General features: G+C 74.0%; 13 protein-coding genes. 12 read left to right on the top strand and 1 reads right to left on the bottom strand.

The window, feature by feature from the left end; translation table 11 throughout:
- Positions 1–86: 86 nt before the first annotated feature.
- The 6 genes from mfd (at position 87) to IR158_RS14550 (ending at position 10,489) form a co-directional block, all read left to right on the top strand.
- On the top strand, positions 87–3,731 hold the full coding sequence (gene mfd, locus IR158_RS14575; RefSeq protein WP_291814141.1) for a transcription-repair coupling factor: 3,645 nt from the start codon (positions 87–89) through the stop codon (positions 3,729–3,731).
- 97 nt (positions 3,732–3,828) lie between these two features.
- On the top strand, positions 3,829–4,425 hold the full coding sequence (locus tag IR158_RS14570) for a hypothetical protein (protein ID WP_291814140.1): 597 nt from the start codon (positions 3,829–3,831) through the stop codon (positions 4,423–4,425).
- 13 nt (positions 4,426–4,438) lie between these two features.
- On the top strand, positions 4,439–5,149 hold the full coding sequence (locus IR158_RS14565; protein WP_291814139.1) for a MazG family protein: 711 nt from the start codon (positions 4,439–4,441) through the stop codon (positions 5,147–5,149).
- Between the two features lie 207 nt (positions 5,150–5,356).
- Positions 5,357–6,910 (top strand): Re/Si-specific NAD(P)(+) transhydrogenase subunit alpha, encoded by a 1,554-nt coding sequence (locus tag IR158_RS14560; protein WP_291814138.1) that lies wholly within the window; start codon positions 5,357–5,359, stop codon positions 6,908–6,910.
- A 5-nt stretch (positions 6,911–6,915) separates the two neighbouring features.
- A complete protein-coding gene (pntB, locus tag IR158_RS14555; RefSeq protein WP_291814137.1) occupies positions 6,916–8,307 on the top strand; it encodes a Re/Si-specific NAD(P)(+) transhydrogenase subunit beta in 1,392 nt (463 codons plus the stop codon).
- Positions 8,308–8,443: 136 nt separating this feature from the next.
- A complete protein-coding gene (locus IR158_RS14550) occupies positions 8,444–10,489 on the top strand; it encodes an endo-1,4-beta-xylanase (RefSeq protein WP_291814136.1) in 2,046 nt (681 codons plus the stop codon).
- A gap of 94 nt (positions 10,490–10,583) precedes the next feature.
- Here IR158_RS14550 and IR158_RS14545 read toward each other — a convergent pair whose 3' ends face one another.
- Positions 10,584–11,408 carry a putative protein N(5)-glutamine methyltransferase gene (locus IR158_RS14545; protein WP_291814135.1) on the bottom strand — a complete coding sequence of 275 codons (825 nt, stop codon included), beginning with the start codon at positions 11,406–11,408 and terminating at the stop codon, positions 10,584–10,586.
- Between the two features lie 146 nt (positions 11,409–11,554).
- Here IR158_RS14545 and eno point away from each other — a divergent pair, with 146 nt between their 5' ends.
- The 6 genes from eno (at position 11,555) to IR158_RS14515 (ending at position 17,259) form a co-directional block, all read left to right on the top strand.
- Positions 11,555–12,835, top strand: a complete 1,281-nt coding sequence (gene eno / locus IR158_RS14540) for a phosphopyruvate hydratase (protein WP_291814134.1) — start codon at positions 11,555–11,557, stop codon at positions 12,833–12,835.
- 226 nt (positions 12,836–13,061) lie between these two features.
- Entirely contained in the window at positions 13,062–13,814 is a 753-nt protein-coding gene (locus IR158_RS14535; protein WP_291814133.1) for a septum formation initiator family protein, read from the top strand.
- 106 nt (positions 13,815–13,920) lie between these two features.
- Complete coding sequence (locus IR158_RS14530) at positions 13,921–14,439, top strand: DUF501 domain-containing protein (protein ID WP_291814550.1); 519 nt, start codon at positions 13,921–13,923, stop codon at positions 14,437–14,439.
- A gap of 78 nt (positions 14,440–14,517) precedes the next feature.
- On the top strand, positions 14,518–15,471 hold the full coding sequence (locus IR158_RS14525) for an exopolyphosphatase (protein WP_291814132.1): 954 nt from the start codon (positions 14,518–14,520) through the stop codon (positions 15,469–15,471).
- 214 nt (positions 15,472–15,685) lie between these two features.
- Complete coding sequence (locus IR158_RS14520; protein ID WP_291814131.1) at positions 15,686–16,015, top strand: PadR family transcriptional regulator; 330 nt, start codon at positions 15,686–15,688, stop codon at positions 16,013–16,015.
- A complete protein-coding gene (locus tag IR158_RS14515; RefSeq protein ID WP_291814130.1) occupies positions 16,012–17,259 on the top strand; it encodes a hypothetical protein in 1,248 nt (415 codons plus the stop codon). The genes IR158_RS14520 and IR158_RS14515 overlap by 4 nt, the downstream gene beginning before the upstream one ends.
- Positions 17,260–17,368 lie beyond the last annotated feature (109 nt).

The raw sequence follows: 17,368 nt of genomic DNA, 5'->3' as shown, positions 1-17,368 counted from the left end.
CCCGCGGCTCCGTAGAATGGGTGCGCTGCCGAAATCACCCTCCCGACCCCTCGGGAGGGTGGCGATCATGCTGCCCAAAGGACCCCATGGACCTCACCGGCCTCCTGCCCGCCCTCCTCGCCGACCCCGCCGCCGCGGAGGCGGTCGCGTCCGTGCGCGCGCGGGGCGAGCTCGACGTCGTCGGTCCTGCCGGCGTCCGCCCCCCGCTCCTGGCGGCGCTCGCCGGCGCGCACCCGACGGGGCATGACGGCGCGACCGCGACCGGCCGCCCGCTCGTCGTGGTCACCGCCACGGGCCGCGACGCCGACGAGCTCGCGTCCGCGCTGCGCTGCTACCTGCCGGACGACGACGTCGCCGTGCTGCCGAGCTGGGAGACCCTGCCGCACGAGCGGCTCAGCCCGCGCTCGGACACGGTCGCGCGCCGCCTCGCCGTCTTCCGCAGGCTCGCCCACCCCGACCCGGCCGGTGGTGTCGCCGGCCCGGTGCGGGTCCTCGTCATGCCCGTGCGCGCGCTGCTCCAGCCGGTCGTCGACGGGCTGGGCGAGCTCGCCCCCGTCGAGGTGCACACCGGTGACACGGTGGACCTCGAGGACCTCTCCCAGCGGCTGGTCGACGCGGCCTACACGCGCGTCGACATGGTGGAGCGCCGCGGGGAGTTCGCGGTGCGCGGCGGCATCCTCGACGTCTTCCCGCCGATCGAGGACCACCCGCTGCGCATCGAGCTGTGGGGCGAGGACGTCGAGGAGATCCGCTGGTTCTCCGTCGCCGACCAGCGCAGCCTGGAGGTCGCGGACCACGGCCTGTGGGCGCCGCCGTGCCGGGAGATCCTTCTGACGGACGCGGTCCGCGCGCGTGCCGCGTCGCTGCGCGAGCAGCTGCCCGGGGCGTTGGACATGCTGGACCGGCTGGCCGAGGGCATCGCCGTCGAGGGCATGGAGTCCCTCGCGCCCGTGCTGGTCGAGCGCATGGTGCCGGTGCTCGACCTCGTGCCCGACGAGTCCCTGCTCGTGGTCGTCGACCCCGAGCGCGTGCGCCGCCGCGCGCACGACCTGGTCGCGACGACCCACGAGTTCCTCGAGGCGGCGTGGACGTCGGCCGCGGCCGGTGCCGCCGTCCCGCTCGACCTGTCCGCCGCGTCGTTCGCCTCCTTCGCGGAGGTCCGTGCGCTGGCGGCCGTCCGGTCCCTCGGTTGGTGGACGTTGTCGGGCTTCACGCTCGACGCCGACGCCGTGACGGGCGAGCAGGCGCCGACGGGCGACGGCCCGGCCGCCGCGTCGGACGTACGCACGCTGGTCGTCGGCGCGCGCGAGGTCGAGCGGTACCGCGGGGAGGTGGCGCGTGCGGTCGAGGACGTGCACCGGCTGCAGCAGCAGGGCTGGCGGCTCCTGCTCGCGACCGAGGGGCACGGTCCCGCCCAGCGGATGGTCGAGCAGCTGCGCGCGGCCGACGTGCCCGCACGCCTGGTCGCGATCGTCGACGACGAGCCCGAGGGTGGCGTCGTGCTCGTCACCCCGGCGCCCGTCGGGCCCGGCTTCGTCCACGAGTCCCTGCACCTCGCCGTCTTCAGCGAGGCCGACCTCACGGGCCGCCCGGGGTCGAGCACGCGCGACATGCGGCGCATGCCCAGCCGGCGGCGCAACGTCGTCGACCCGCTGCAGCTGCGGCCCGGCGACTTCGTCGTGCACGAGCAGCACGGTGTCGGGCGGTTCGTCGAGCTCGTGCAGCGCACGATCGGCTCCGGGGCGTCGGCCGCCACGCGTGAGTACCTGGTGGTCGAGTACGCGAGCTCGAAGAAGGGCCAGCCCGGCGACCGGCTGTACGTGCCGACCGACCAGCTCGACCAGGTCACCAAGTACGTCGGCGGCGAGGCTCCCACGCTCAACCGCATGGGCGGCTCGGACTGGCAGAAGACCAAGGGCCGCGCCCGCAAGGCGGTCAAGGAGATCGCCGCCGAGCTGATCCGGCTGTACTCGGCGCGCATGGCGACCCCCGGCCACGCGTTCGGCCCGGACACCCCGTGGCAGCGCGAGCTCGAGGACGCGTTCGCCTACGTCGAGACGCCCGACCAGCTCGCGACGATCGACGAGGTCAAGGCCGACATGGAGAAGACGGTCCCCATGGACCGGCTGGTCTGCGGCGACGTCGGCTACGGCAAGACCGAGATCGCGGTGCGCGCGGCGTTCAAGGCGGTGCAGGACGGCAAGCAGGTGGCGGTGCTCGTGCCGACGACGCTGCTGGTGCAGCAGCACCTCGACACGTTCGCGGAGCGCTACGCGCCCTACCCGGTGAACGTGAAGGCCCTGTCGCGCTTCCAGACGGCGAAGGAGTCGACGGAGGTGGTCGAGGGGCTCGCCGACGGGTCGGTCGACGTGGTCATCGGCACCCACCGCCTCATCACCGGCAGCATCCGGTTCAAGGACCTGGGCCTGGTCATCATCGACGAGGAGCAGCGCTTCGGCGTCGAGCACAAGGAGACGCTCAAGGCGCTGCGCACCAACGTCGACGTGCTGGCGATGAGCGCGACGCCCATCCCGCGGACGCTCGAGATGGCGGTGACCGGGATCCGGGAGATGTCGACGCTCGCGACCCCGCCGGAGGAGCGGCACCCCGTCCTGACGTTCGTCGGCCCGTACGACGAGAAGCAGATCTCGGCGGCGATCCGCCGCGAGCTCCTGCGCGAGGGGCAGGTGTTCTTCGTCCACAACAAGGTCGACTCGATCGAGCGCACGGCGTCGCGGCTGAACGAGCTCGTCCCCGAGGCCCGCATCGCCGTGGCCCACGGCAAGATGGGCGAGCACCGCCTGGAGCAGGTCATCGTCGACTTCTGGGAGAAGAAGTTCGACGTCCTGGTCTGCACGACGATCGTCGAGACGGGCCTGGACATCTCGAACGCGAACACCCTGATCCTCGAGCGTGCCGACCGGCTCGGGCTGTCGCAGCTGCACCAGCTGCGCGGGCGCGTCGGACGCGGGCGCGAGCGGGCGTACGCGTACTTCCTGTACCCGCCGGAGGTGCCGCTCACGGAGACCGCGCACGACCGCCTGCAGACGATCGCCGCCCACACCGACCTGGGCGCGGGCATGGCCGTGGCCATGAAGGACCTCGAGATCCGCGGCGCCGGCAACCTGCTGGGCGGCGAGCAGTCGGGGCACATCGAGGGCGTCGGGTTCGACCTCTACGTGCGCATGGTCGGGGAGGCCGTCGCGTCGTTCAAGGGCGAGGCGCCCGAGGAGCAGCCCGACGTCACGATCGAGCTGCCGGTCGACGCGCACGTCCCGCACGACTACATCGCGCACGAGCGCCTGCGTCTCGAGGCGTACCGCAAGATCGCGGCGGCCACGGACGACACGATGCTGCGCGAGGTCCACGCCGAGCTCGTGGACCGCTACGGACCCGTGCCGGCTGCGGTCGACAACCTCTTCGAGGTCGCGCAGTTCCGCCTGCACGCCCGGTCCGCCGGCCTGGCGGACGTGACGGCGCAGGGCCGGTTCGTGCGCTTCGCGCCGGTGTCGCTGCCCGAGTCGGCGCAGCTGCGGCTGAAGCGGCTGTACCCGGGCTCGGTCCTCAAGCCGGCGGTCCGCACGGTGCTCGTGCCGTTCCCGACGACGGCCCGCATCGGCGGCAAGCCGCTGCACGGGCGCGAGGTGATGACGTGGGCGCGCCAGTTCATCGACGCGATCGTGCGCGGCGACGTCTCGGCAGCGGCCGCGGCGGGCACGGCGGCCCGGTGACGTCCTCGTCGCACGGGGTGGGGCGGTGTGCCGGGGAGCGCCGGACCAGGGCCTACGATGGCGGCCGAGTCCAACGGAACGTGAGCGGGAGGCCCTGGTGACGGTGCGACGGACGCGAGGACGCGGACGGGTGGTGGCGGCGGTGGTCGCGGCGGGCGGTCTGCTCGCGGGGTGCTCCGGGCAGCCGGGGGCGGCGGCGGTCGTCGACGGACGCACGATCACGACGGCCGAGCTGGCGGCGACGCAGGAGGAGCTCGCGCCGATCTTCGCCGGAGCCCGCGCGCAGGACGTCCTGGGCGTCCTGATCACCGAGCCGTTCGCCCTCGAGGTGGCGGCCGACGAGGGCGTCGGGGTCAACGACGAGGAGGCCCGCGAGCTGCTGCGCACGGTCTCGGTGCAGGCGCTGGGCGAGGAGGAGGGCTCCGCGCGCGAGTTCGGACCGGGCTCGCTCGCCGTGGCGCGGTACTCGCTCGCGACCGCCGCGCTCCAGGACCTCCCCGGCGCGCAGGCCGCCGCCGACCGGTACCAGGAGCGCGTGGCTGCCGCCGACATCGAGGTGAACCCGCGGTTCGGTGAGTTCACCGAGGGCCTCGTCGTCGCGCCGCCGACGACGCCTTCCTGGGTGGTTCCCGAGGGCGGTCGTGGCGCTCCGGTCGACGGTGCGACGCCCGCGCCGACGCCCACACCGCGGTGACACGCTGACGGACGTGACGACGCGCGACCCGGGCGAGGTCCCGCTCACCGCGCGGCAGGCGGCCGCGCTCGCGCGGGCCGTCGCGGTCATGGACCGGCTGCGGTCGCCCGGCGGCTGTCCCTGGTACGCGGTCCAGACCCACGCGTCGCTCCTGCCGTACGCGGTCGAGGAGGCGCACGAGCTCGTCGAGGCGGTCGAGGCCGGCGACCGCGCCGGGCTGCGCGAGGAGCTCGGCGACGTCCTGCTCCAGGTCCTGTTCCACGCGCGGGTGGCCGCGGAGGACGAGGCCGACCCGTTCGACGTCGCCGACGTGGCCGACGCCCTCGTCGCCAAGCTGGTGCGTCGCAACCCGCACGTCTTCGCGGCCGACGGTGACGCCGAGATCGACGTGGCCGCCGTGCTGGAGCGCTGGGAGGTGCTCAAGCGGGCGGAGAAGCCGACGCGGACGTCGGCGCTCGACGGTGTGCCCGCGACGATGGGCGCGCTCGCGCGCGCGCAGAAGCTGCTCGCGAGGGCCGACCAGGCGGGGCTGCTCGCCGCGGCGCCGCCCCCGACCGTCCCGCCCCCGACCGCCGCGGTCGGCGCCGCCGCGACCGACCAGGGCCTGGGCGATGCGCTGCTGGGACTCGTCGCGGCGGCCCACCGCGCGGGCGTCGACGCCGAGGCCGCGCTGCGCCGTGCGACCGCCACCTGGGAGTCCGCGGCCCGCCGGGCCGAGGACTGAGACCGCTCCACCCGGCCCTCCGGGCGCCGGTCCGTCTCGAATGGTGGTACGCGCGGACCCGGACCGGGCGCTCACCTGCCCGTGCGTGCCGGGAGAATGCGTCTGTCCGGGTCGAAGGTCCGACCCACCCGCGGTCGCGTCCGGTGAGGATTGACCCCGCGAGCAGGACCGATGTCCCGCTCACCGTCCCGTCGAAGGAGAGCACGCATGAGGATCGGCGTCCCGCGCGAGCAGCGCCCGGGAGAGCGGCTCGTCGCCGCGACGCCCAAGACCGTCGCCAAGCTCCGTGCCCTGGGGTACGAGGTCCTCGTCGAACGCGACGCCGGCGCCGCCGCGACGTTCACCGACGAGGCCTACGCCGCCGCCGGGGCCACGGTCGCCGAGCGGGCGGACGTGCTGGCCTGCGACGTCGTCACCGCGGTGCACCTGCCGTCCGACGTCGACGCGATGCGCCCCGGCGCGACGCTCGTCGCCACCATGGCGCCCTTCGCCGACCCCGACCTGGCGGCACGCCTGGCCGGTCACGGGATCACGGCGCTCGCCCTCGACGCGGTCCCGCGCATCTCGCGCGCGCAGGCGCTCGACGTCCTGTCGACCCTGTCGAACGTCGCGGGCTACCGCGCGGTGATCGAGGCTGCCGAGGAGTTCGGCGGGATGTTCACCGGTCAGGTGACCGCCGCCGGCAAGACGCCGCCCGCCAACGTCTTCGTCATCGGCGCGGGCGTCGCCGGGCTCGCAGCGCTCGGCACGGCGAGCAGCCTGGGCGCCCAGGTGCGGGCGTTCGACGTCCGGCCCGAGGTCGGCGAGCAGATCGAGTCCATGGGTGCGACCTTCGTCCAGGCGGAGGGCGCCAACCAGGAGGTCTCGACCGACGGCTACGCGCGTGAGCTCACGGCGGAGCAGGAGCGGCTGACGGCCGCGATGTACGCCGAGCAGACCGCCTGGGCGAACGTCGTCGTCACCACCGCCCTCGTGCGGGGGCAGGCGCCGCGGACCATCACCAAGGACATGGTCGCGGCCATGAGCCCCGGCTCGGTGATCGTCGACCTCGCCGCGTCCGGCGGCGGCAACTGCGAGCTCACGGTCCCGGGCGAGCGCGTCGTGTCCGACAACGGCGTCGTCATCCTCGGGTACACGGACCTTCCGAGCCGCATGCCGCAGCACACGTCGCAGCTGTTCGGCACCAACATCGTGCACCTGCTCGCGCTGCTCACCCCGGGCAAGGACGGCCAGGTCGTGCTCGACCTGGAGGACCCGGTCCAGCGGGGGATGACCGTCACCACGGGCGGCGACGTCACGTGGCCGCCGCCGCCGGTCGCGGTGTCCGCGGCCGCGCCCGTCGCGACGGCGCCCGTCGAGACCCCGGAGGAGCTGGCCGCCAAGAAGGCCGCCGCCGCCGAGGCGGCCGCGCGCAGGTCCCGCCGCAACGCGGTCCTCGCGGTGCTCGGGGCCGTGCTCACGGTCCTGGCGCTGACGGCTGCTCCCGCGTCGTTCCTGCTGCACGCGACGGTCTTCGCGCTCGCCGTGGTGGTCGGGTACTACGTCATCTCCAACGTCAGCCACTCGCTGCACACCCCGCTCATGGCGACCACCAACGCCATCAGCGGGATCATCCTGGTCGGCGCGCTGCTGCAGATCGGCAACGCGAGCTGGGTGGTCAGCACCCTGGCGTTCATCGCCGCGACGGTCGCGGCGATCAACATCTTCGGCGGGTTCCTCGTCGCGTTCCGCATGATCCACATGTTCCGGAAGGAGGCGTGACGGGCGTGCTCACGTCACTGGCCCAGGCCGTCTACCTGATCGCGGCGATCCTCTTCGTGCTCTCCCTCGCGGGGCTGAGCAAGCAGGAGACCGCACGCCGCGGCAACCTCTACGGCATCGCGGGCATGGTCCTCGCGCTGCTCGCCACGGTCGCGCTCGCGGCCGACGTCTCCGAGCGGCCCGTCGTCGTGACGCTGCTGCTCATCGCGATGGCGCTCGCCCTGGGGGCCGGCATCGGCATCTGGCGGGCACGCAGCGTCGAGATGACGCAGATGCCCGAGATGATCGCGATCCTGCACTCGTTCGTCGGGCTCGCCGCGGTGCTCGTCGGGTTCAACTCCTTCCTCACCGAGGAGCCGGACGCCCTGCACCTGGTCGAGGTCTTCCTCGGCGTGCTCATCGGTGCGGTGACGTTCACCGGCTCGATCGTCGCGTTCCTCAAGCTGTCGGCGCGCATCAAGAGCGCGCCGCTCATGCTGCCGGGCCGCAACTGGCTGAACCTCGGGGCGCTCGTCGCCTCGGCCGGGCTCATGGCGTGGTTCATCGACAGCCACGCGCTGCTGCCGCTCGCGCTGATGACGGTCGTCGCGCTCGCGCTCGGCTGGCACCTGGTCGCGTCGATCGGCGGCGGCGACATGCCGGTCGTCGTGTCGATGCTGAACTCGTACTCGGGCTGGGCGGCGGCCGCGGCCGGCTTCATGCTGAGCAACGACCTGCTCATCATCGTCGGCGCGCTCGTCGGGTCCTCCGGCGCGATCCTGTCGTTCATCATGTGCAAGGCCATGAACCGGTCGTTCGTGTCGGTGATCCTCGGCGGGTTCGGGGCCGAGGGTGGCAAGGTCACGGCCGGCGACCACGACTACGGCGAGCACCGCGAGATCAGCGCGGTCGAGGTCGCCGACCTGCTGCGCGACGCGAGCCGCGTCGTCATCGCCCCGGGCTACGGCATGGCCGTCGCCAAGGCGCAGTACCCGGTCGCGGACCTGGTCTCCAAGCTGCGCGGGCAGGGCGTCGACGTGCGGTTCGCCGTGCACCCCGTCGCGGGGCGGCTGCCCGGGCACATGAACGTGCTGCTCGCCGAGGCGAAGGTGCCGTACGACATCGTCTTCGAGATGGACGAGATCAACGACGACTTCGCGGACACGGACGTCGTCCTCGTCATCGGCGCGAACGACACCGTGAACCCCTCGGCGCTCGACGACCCGTCGTCGCCCATCGCCGGCATGCCGGTGCTCGAGGTGTGGAAGGCCAAGCAGGTCATCGTGTTCAAGCGGTCCATGGCCACGGGCTACGCCGGTGTGCAGAACCCGCTGTTCTTCCGGGAGAACACGGCCATGCTGTTCGGTGACGCGAAGGACCAGGTCGAGCAGATCGTCGCGCCGCTGGCAGTGGGCTGACCAGCGCAGGGACGCGCGGACGCGGGCGCGGGAGCAGGCACTGAAATGATTCGGGGGCTGCTCCCGCGCCCCCCGCGGACCTAGCCTCGCGACGGGTCGTGCTGTGACGATCCACCACCGTCGCGAGGAGACCTCCATGCCGTCCGCCCGTCCCGCCACCACGAGCCCGCGGACGGCCGTCACGGTCGCCGCGGCCCTGGTGGCAGCCACCCTGGCCCTCGCCGGCGCGCTCGGCTCGCCGCTCGTCGCACCGGCCCGCGCGGCGTCCCCCGTGGTCGTGCACACGGCGGACTTCGAGTCGGGGCTGGACGGCTGGGAGGCGCGCGGCGTGGCGAGCGTGAGCACGACCGCCACCGGTGCCCGCGGCGCCGGCAGCCTCCTCGTGCAGGACCGTGTGGACCCGTGGGACGGTGCGCTCGTCCCCGCCACCGAGCTGTTCGAGCCCGGCACGACGTACACGATCAGCCTGTGGGTGCGGCTGCCCGACGGCGCCGGCACGGCCGACCTGCGGCTCTCCGCGCAGCGCGACCTCGGCGGCGAGCCGACGTACGAGACGATCGCGACGATCGAGGGCGTGACGAGCCAGTGGCGCCAGGTCACCGGCATCTACACGCCCGGGCCCTTCGACACGGCCTCGTTCTACGTCGAGTCGGTGTCCGCACCGGTCGACCTCATGATCGACGACGTCCTCGTGACGGGCATCGAGTACACCCCCGACCTCGCGGTGACGCCCGTCTCCGACGCCGTGTCCGTGCCGTTCGGCATCGCCGTCGAGCCGCAGGACGTCCTCGGCGGCCGCGGCGACCTGCTCGCGCACCACGCGGAGCAGATCACGCCCGGCAACCAGATGAAGCCCGAGTCGATCCAGCCCACCGAGGGCACGTTCACGTTCGGTGCGGCCGACGGCCTCGTCGACTGGGCGATCGAGCACGACATGCGCGTCTACGGCCACACGCTGCTGTGGCACCAGCAGACGCCCGCCTGGTTCTTCCAGCGCGACGGGGCCGCCCTGACCACGTCGGCCGCCGACCAGGCGTTGCTGCGCGAGCGCCTGCGCACCCACATCGAGGCGATCGCCGACCACTACCGCGAGACGTACGGCGAGTACGGCACGCCCGGCAACCCGATCTTCGCGTTCGACGTCGTCAACGAGGTCATCGACGAGAACGAGTCCGACGGCCTGCGGCGCAGCGAGTGGTACCGCGTCCTCGGCCCGTCGTACATCGCCGACGCCTTCCGGTACGCGCGCGCCGCGTTCGGTCCCGAGGTGCAGCTGTTCATCAACGACTACAACTCCGAGTACCCGAACAAGCGCGCGCCCTACCTGCGCCTGGTCACGGACCTGCTCGCGCAGGGTGTGCCGGTCGACGGCGTCGGGCACCAGCTGCACGTCGAGGTGGGCCGCTCGATCTCGATGATCGAGGACACGATCGAGGCCTTCGAGGCGCTCGACGTGCGGCAGGCCGTCACCGAGCTCGACGTGTCGGCGTACCGCGACTCCGGTGAGCAGTGGACGGCGCCGCCGGCGGCCCGCCTGATCGAGCAGGGGTACTACTACCGCGACATGTTCACGATGCTCGAGCGGCACGCGTCGTCGTTCGAGTCGATCACGATCTGGGGCCTCGAGGACTCCCGGACGTGGCTGCGCTCGGGTGCGGCACCGCTCCTCTTCGACGGTGAGCTCCAGGTCAAGCCGGCGTACTGGGGGATCGTCGACCCGTCCCGCATCGGGACGACGGCGACGCCCACGCCGACGACGACCCCGACCGCCACCCCGACGGCGACCGCCACCCCGACCGCCACGCCCACGCCGACGGCGACCGCCACGCCGACCGTCACGCCCACCCCGACGCCGACCACCGGCGCCACCTGCCGCGTCGCGTACACGACGAACGACTGGAACACCGGCTTCACGGCCGGCGTGCGGGTCACCAACGCCGGCTCGTCGGCGCTGACCGGCTGGACCCTGACGTTCGCGTTCGCGGGCGGCCAGAAGGTCACCCAGGGCTGGTCGGCGACGTGGTCGCAGTCCGGCACGACGGTCACGGCGGCGAACGCGCCGTGGAACGGCACGCTCGCCGCGGGCGGCACCGTCGACATCGGGTTCAACGGCTCGCACACCGGCAGCAACCCGCGCCCGACGGCGTTCGCGCTCAACGGCACGCCGTGCACGGTGGGCTGACCCTCCGTCCCGCCTGCTGAGAATGCCGCGGCGCGAGACCGGGCCTGGATCGCTCATCCCTGGTGGTGAGCGATCCGCGCCCGGTCTCGCGCGTTCAGGCATGGCGGTGCGCGACGACGACCGTGCCGTCGACGTCGTCGTCGTGCAGGACCTCGACCGGCCAGCCCGGCGGGCAGGCGGCCGCGGTCAGCGCTGTCTGCCCGACGCTCGTCTCGACCAGGACGTGACCGCCGGCGCGCACCCACACCGGTGCGAGCGCGAGCAGCCGACGCTGGACGTCGACCCCGTCCGCACCGCCGTCGAGGGCGGCGTGGGGCTCGTGGTCCCGCGCCTCGGGCGGCATGGTGGCGATCGCGTCGTGCGGCACGTAGGGCGCGTTGGCGACGAGCACGTCGACCCGCCCGCGCAGTGCGGACGGCACGGGGTCCAGCAGGTCCCCGGCCCACGCGTGCCCCGCGCCGCCGAGGTTGTGCCGTGCCCACCCCACGGCGACGGGGTCGAGGTCCGCCGCGTGCACCTGCGCGCCCGGCACGTCCCGCGTGACGAGGGTCGCGACGGGCGCGACGCCGCAGCACGCCTCCACGACCACGGGGGAGGGCCCGGCCGACCGCGCCAGGCGCACGGCCGTCCGCGCGAGGAGCTCGGTCCGGCGTCGGGGGACGAACACCCCGGGCCCCACGCCGAGCCGGAGCCCGGCGAACTCGACCCACCCGAGGACGGTCTCCAGCGGCTCGCCGGCGACCCGGCGGGCGACGAGGGCCTCCAGCGCGTCGACCCGACCGCCCGCGCCCGCGGCGCCGCTTGCGGGAGGCCCCTCCCCGGCCGCCGCGACCAGCAGAGCCGCCTCGTCCTCCGCGAAGACGCAGCCGGCAGCGCGCAACCGCGCGACGAGCGCGGCGGGCGGATCGGCGGACGTCACGTCGCATGCTCGCACGTCGGGATGTGCCTGCCAGCATCACCGCTGGTCAGGGCGTCGTCGTCCACCTGCCGAAGGTCCCGAGGCCCCATCTGACCAGCGGCACTAGGCTGGGTGGGCAAACCCACCCGTCTGTCGAAGGAGCACCCATGGCCAGCATCGAGGCCGTTGGCGCCCGCGAGATCCTGGACTCGCGCGGCAACCCCACTGTCGAGGTCGAGGTTGCCCTCGACGACGGCACCATCGCCCGTGCCGCCGTCCCCTCGGGGGCGTCCACCGGCGCGTTCGAGGCCGTCGAGCGCCGTGACGCCGATGACCCCCGCTACCTCGGCAAGGGCGTCCAGGGCGCCGTCAACGCCGTGATCGACGACATCGCTCCGGAGCTCATCGGCTTCGAGGCCAGCGAGCAGCGTCTCGTCGACGCCGCGCTCATCGAGCTCGACGGCACGCCCAACAAGGGCAAGCTCGGCGCCAACGCGATCCTCGGCGTCTCGCTCGCGGTCGCCAAGGCCGCGGCCGACTCGGCCGACCTGCCGCTGTTCCGCTACGTCGGCGGCCCCAACGCGCACGTCCTGCCCGTGCCGATGATGAACATCCTCAACGGTGGGTCGCACGCCGACTCCAACGTCGACATCCAGGAGTTCATGGTCGCCCCCATCGGCGCCCCCACGTTCCGTGAGGCGCTGCGCACCGGCACCGAGGTCTACCACTCGCTGAAGTCCGTGCTGAAGAGCAACGGCCTGTCGACGGGCCTCGGCGACGAGGGCGGCTTCGCCCCGAACCTGCCGAGCAACCGCGCCGCGCTCGACCTGATCATCACCGCGATCGAGAAGGCCGGCTTCGTGCCCGGCAAGGACGTCGCGCTCGCGCTCGACGTCGCGGCGACGGAGTTCTTCGCCGACGACAAGTACGGATTCGAGGGCCAGCAGTTGCAGGCCGCCGCGATGATCGAGTACTACGAGAGCCTCGTCGCGGACTACCCGCTGGTGTCCATCGAGGACCCGCTGGCCGAGGACGACTGGGAGGCCTGGGTCGCGCTCATGTCGCGCATCGGCGACAAGGTCCAGATCGTCGGTGACGACCTGTTCGTCACCAACCCGGAGCGCCTCGCCAAGGGCATCAAGCTCAAGGCCGCGAACTCCCTGCTGGTCAAGCTGAACCAGATCGGCTCGCTCACCGAGACGCTCGACGCGGTCGCGCTGGCGCAGCGGTCCGGCTTCACGACGATGACCTCGCACCGCTCCGGCGAGACCGAGGACACGACGATCGCCGACCTGTCGGTCGCGACGAACGCGGGCCAGATCAAGACCGGTGCGCCCGCCCGTGGCGAGCGCATCAACAAGTACAACCAGCTCCTGCGCATCGAGGAGGAGCTCGACGACGCCGGCATCTACGCCGGTGCGAGCGCCTTCCCGCGCTTCCAGGGCTGACCACCGCCTGAACGACGACGCCCGGTCCACCGTCACGGTGGGCCGGGCGTCGTCGTGCGTGGGCGTGTCGGTCGTCGACGACGGCCGCGAGCCCGGCCAGCATCGCGACGGGGTGCACGGAGCCGGGACCCACGAGGACCGGGGCGACGAGCAGCCCGTCCATCCCCGACGCGGCGCACCCGCCGACGTCCGGCGGATCCGCCGAGCGCCAGGCAGAATCGACGCCATGTCCGTCCCCCGTCGTCCTGCCGCGCCCGGCTCCGGCCGGCGAGCGGGGCGCGACGAGACGCCGTCGGGCGCCGTCCCGCGCGCGGGACGGGCGGCAGCGGGCAGGTCGAGCACGTCGACGTCGCCGCGCGGCGTGCGCAGCGCCGCGCCGCGCTCGGGGGCGGTGCCGAAGGTGGGTGCCTCCCGCCCGGGATCGGGCCGTGCCGGCGGGCGTCCGGGCCCGGGCCGCGCGGGGACGCCGCCGCGCGGGACGCCGCCCGCGGGGGGCGCGCGTCTGCCCGTGCCGCGCATGTTCACCGTCCGCGCGATGGTGTTCTCGCTGGTCGTCCTGGTCGCGTTCGTCCTGGTCTACCCGACGCTCGGCTCGTACCTGTCGGCGCGCGCCGAGGTCGAGCAGCTCCGCGCGGCGCGCGACGCGGCGCTCGCGGAGAACGCCGACCTCGAGGCCGACCTGAAGCGGTGGGACGACGAGGCGTACATCGTCGCGCAGGCGCGTGAGCGGCTGTCGTTCGTCATGCCGGGGGAGACGGCGTTCCGCGTCGTCGACCCCGAGACCGTGCCCGACACGGCGGCGGACGTGGGCGGCCCCGTCCCCGAGACGGCCGACGGTGCGACGCGCCCCTGGTACGCGACCGTGTGGGAGTCGGTGGAGATGGCGGGCAGCCTCGACCTGGACGGGCAGCCCACGGACGGGCCGACGCCGCCCGACGGCCCAGCGGCCCCGGCGCCCGGCACGGAGCCCGCCGGCTGACAGGCCCGTGGGGGACAATGGACGGCCCGACCGGACGAACGAACGGACCGACGTGCCCGCACGACCTGACCCCACCACGCACCGCGACGTGCCCGGCCCGTCGGCACTGCCCGACGTCCCCGACGCCCGGGCGGTGACGGACGCCGTGAGCGAGCGGGACGTCGAGGTGCTGACCGAGCAGCTCGGCAGGCCGCCGCGCGGCGTCGTCGGCGTCGCGGCGCGCTGCGTGTGCGGACGCCCGCTGGTCGTGCGGACCGCGCCGCGGCTCGACGACGGCACGCCGTTCCCGACGACGTACTACCTGACCTCGCCGCAGGCCGTCGCGGCCGTGAGCGCGATCGAGGCGACGGGTGTGATGAAGGAGCTGACGGCGCGGCTCGCGGAGGACGAGGAGCTCGCCGCGGGGCACCGGCGGGCCCACGAGGCGTACCTCGCCGACCGTGAGGCGCTCGGTCACGTGCCGGAGATCGCCGGGATCTCCGCCGGCGGCATGCCGCAGCGCGTCAAGTGCCTGCACGTGCTGGTCGCGCACGCGCTCGCCGCCGGGCCGGGTGTGAACCCCGTGGGCGACGAGGCGCTGGCGATGATCGCCGACCGGTGGCGCCCCGACCGCTGCACCTGCTGACCGCCGGGCCGGCGCGGGTCGGACCCCGGCCGTGAGCCGCGGCCCTGCCGTGTCGGTCGGCGGTGGCACGATGTGCCGGTGACACGCGTGGCAGCCATCGACTGCGGGACCAACTCCATCCGTCTGCTCGTCGCGGACGTCGACCCGGCGGCGGGCACGCTCGTCGACCTCGAGCGGAGCAACGAGGTGGTGCGGCTCGGCCAGGGGGTCGACCGCACCGGGCTGCTGGCACCCGAGGCGCTCGCGCGCACGCTCGCGGCGGCGCGCGGGTACCACGAGGTGTGCGAGCGGCTGGGCGTCGAGGCGGTGCGGTTCGTCGCGACGTCCGCGACGCGTGACGCGCGCAACCGCGAGGACTTCGTGGCCGGCGTGCGCGACGCGCTGGGCGTGGAGCCCGAGGTCGTGGCGGGGGACGAGGAGGCGCGGCTGTCGTTCCGCGGCGCGACGGGAGTGCTCGCGAGCCGGTTCGACGGGCCGTTCCTCGTCGTCGACCTGGGCGGCGGCTCGACCGAGCTGGTCCTGGGCACCGACGCGCCGGAGGCGGCCGTCTCGATGGACGTCGGCTCGGTGCGGCTGACCGAGCGGCACCTGCACGACGACCCCCCGACGCCCGCGCAGGTCGCCGCGGCCGAAGCCGACGTGCGCGCCGCGCTGGACGCCGCGGCGGCCGTCGTGCCGCTGGGCCGGACCGTGACGCTCGTGGGCCTCGCCGGGTCGGTGACGACGCTCACCGCTCACGCTCTCGGCCTGGACCACTACGACCGCACGCGCATCGACGGCGCGGTGCTCGGTGTCGACGACGTGCTCGCGTCGTGCGAGGACATGCTGGCCCGCACGCGCGAGCAGCGCGCGGCGCTGCCCTACCTGCACCCCGGCCGGGTCGACGTCATCGGCGCGGGAGCACTCGTGTGGCGCGACGTGGTCCGGCGGGTGCGCGACGAGGTGGCGGCGGCCGGGGGTGAGCTGACCCACGTGGTCACCTCCGAGCACGACATCCTCGACGGCATCGCCTGGAGCATCGCCGAGCGCTGAGCTCGCGGGCCCGGTCGGGCCCGGTGCTGCGGACCCGGGCCCCCCGGTCCGGTGCTGCCGGACACGCGCTGTGGCGTGTCGTGGACAGTAGTGCGGACTGCACAGTACTGTGCGACGTGCGGGCCCTGGAGGGGTCCCCGCGCCACGTGCGCCCGCCGGTCCCACTCAGCCCGGGACCGGCGGTGCGACGGGCGACGACGACGCGGGAGGTCGCATGGACACCACGCAGCTGCTCAAGGGGGTGCTGGACCTGGCCGTGCTGTCCGTCGTCGCGGACGAGGACGGCTACGGCTACGACGTCGTGCGACGCCTGCGCGCCGCCGGCATCGAGGAGGTCGGCGACGCGTCCGTGTACGGCACGCTGCGCCGGCTGTACTCGTCTGGCGCGCTGACGTCGTACGTCGTGCCCAGCGACGAGGGACCGCACCGCAAGTACTACGGCATCAACGCGCAGGGGCGAGCGATGCTCGGCGCGCAGCGCAAGGACTGGTTCGAGTTCGCGGGCACGATGCAGCGCCTGCTCGGGACGGAGGGTGGGGCATGAGCATCGTCGACGACACGATCGCGCAGGACGTCCGGACGTACGCCGCGCAGGTGCGGGCGGCGCTCGCGGACCTCGGGCAGGAGCAGGTGGACGACCTCACCGACGGGCTCGAGGCCAACCTGGCCGACGCGCTGGCCGACGACGGACGCGCCCACCGCGGCTCGCTCGTCGACGAGTTCGGCACGCCCGAGGCGTACGCAGCCGAGCTGCGCTCTGCCGCGGGGCTGGCCCCGGCCGGTCAGCAGGGGCGCGCCGAGAACGCGTTCCGCACCGCGTTGCTGGCGCCGTGGCGCGCGACCCGCGACGCGGCCCGGACCACGCTCGCACGCCTGCGCGGGACCCGCTGGTTCCCCGGCGTCGAGGACCTGCTCGTCGCGCTGCGTCCGGCGTGGTGGGTGCTGCGCGGCTGGGTGCTCGCGCACCTGGTGCTCAACACGATCGGCGCCGAGCCGTACCCGTTCTGGGTGCCGTCGAGCTCCGGCGGCTGGGTCCTGATGATCCTGGCGATCGTGGCGAGCGCGCAGTGGGGGCGCGGCGAGTGGCGCGCCGGGCCGCGCTGGGACCGCGTGCTGGAGGTGCTCAGCCGTGTGCTCGCGCTCGCGGCCGTGATCCTCGTCCTGACGCTGCCCGGAGCGCACCGCAACGAGCTGGCGATGTCGCAGGTGTGGGTCGACACGTCGGCCGAGGACGGCGTGATCGTCGACGGTGAGCGGGCCTTCAACCTGTTCGTCTACGACGCCGACGGCAACCCCGTCGAAGGGGCGCAGGTCTTCGACCAGCTCGGCCGTCCCGTGACCACCGAGCCCGACGGCGGCAGCCCCTGGCTCCAGCAGGAGTACTGGCCCGACGGTGCCGACGAGCCGCTCCTGCACGTGGGGGTCCCCGGCCCCAACCGGGAGACGCGGTGGAACGTCTTCCCGCTGCACAGCCTCAGCCGCGGCGAGTTCCCGGACGGCGGTCCGCTCGACCTGACCGACACGGACCTGCGGGAGCGGCTGAGCGCCCCCACCTGGCCGTTCGCGGCGGCTGCTCCCGTGCTGCCCTGGCAGAAGGCGGCGGACGACGCGAAGCCGGCACCGACCCCGTCGGCCACGGCCCCCGCCGCCGAGACACCGGCCCCGTCCGACGGCGCACCGGCCCCCGACGGCGCACCGGCCCCGGCCGACGGCACAGCGCCCCCGTCCGACGGCACACCGCCAGCGGACGCGCCGTCCGTCGCCGAACCCGCACCGGCCGCTCCCTGACGAGCGCCGAGGGCGGGGGACACCGCTCGAGCGCGCTACTCGTTTCACCCGCGCTCGAGCGGTTTCCCCCGCGTTGGCGGTGGGCGGCCCGGACGGTGGGCGGGTGGAC

The organism is Cellulomonas sp., assembly GCF_015234515.1.
Taxonomy (GTDB): Bacteria; Actinomycetota; Actinomycetes; order Actinomycetales; family Cellulomonadaceae; genus Cellulomonas.
The sequence above is the reverse complement of the archived record's forward strand: the minus strand, read 5'-3'. Positions and strand labels throughout refer to the sequence as shown.

What these genes read in the sequence shown, in the direction of transcription:
- IR158_RS14535 (WP_291814133.1), top strand. Translation starts at nt 13,062, where the DNA reads ATGTCCGTCCCCCGTCGTCCTGCCGCGCCCGGCTCCGGCCGGCGAGCG.
- IR158_RS14520 (WP_291814131.1), top strand. Translation starts at nt 15,686, where the DNA reads ATGGACACCACGCAGCTGCTCAAGGGGGTGCTGGACCTGGCCGTGCTG.
- IR158_RS14560 (WP_291814138.1), top strand. Translation starts at nt 5,357, where the DNA reads ATGAGGATCGGCGTCCCGCGCGAGCAGCGCCCGGGAGAGCGGCTCGTC.
- IR158_RS14550 (WP_291814136.1), top strand. Translation starts at nt 8,444, where the DNA reads ATGCCGTCCGCCCGTCCCGCCACCACGAGCCCGCGGACGGCCGTCACG.
- mfd (WP_291814141.1), top strand. Translation starts at nt 87, where the DNA reads ATGGACCTCACCGGCCTCCTGCCCGCCCTCCTCGCCGACCCCGCCGCC.
- eno (WP_291814134.1), top strand. Translation starts at nt 11,555, where the DNA reads ATGGCCAGCATCGAGGCCGTTGGCGCCCGCGAGATCCTGGACTCGCGC.
- IR158_RS14515 (WP_291814130.1), top strand. Translation starts at nt 16,012, where the DNA reads ATGAGCATCGTCGACGACACGATCGCGCAGGACGTCCGGACGTACGCC.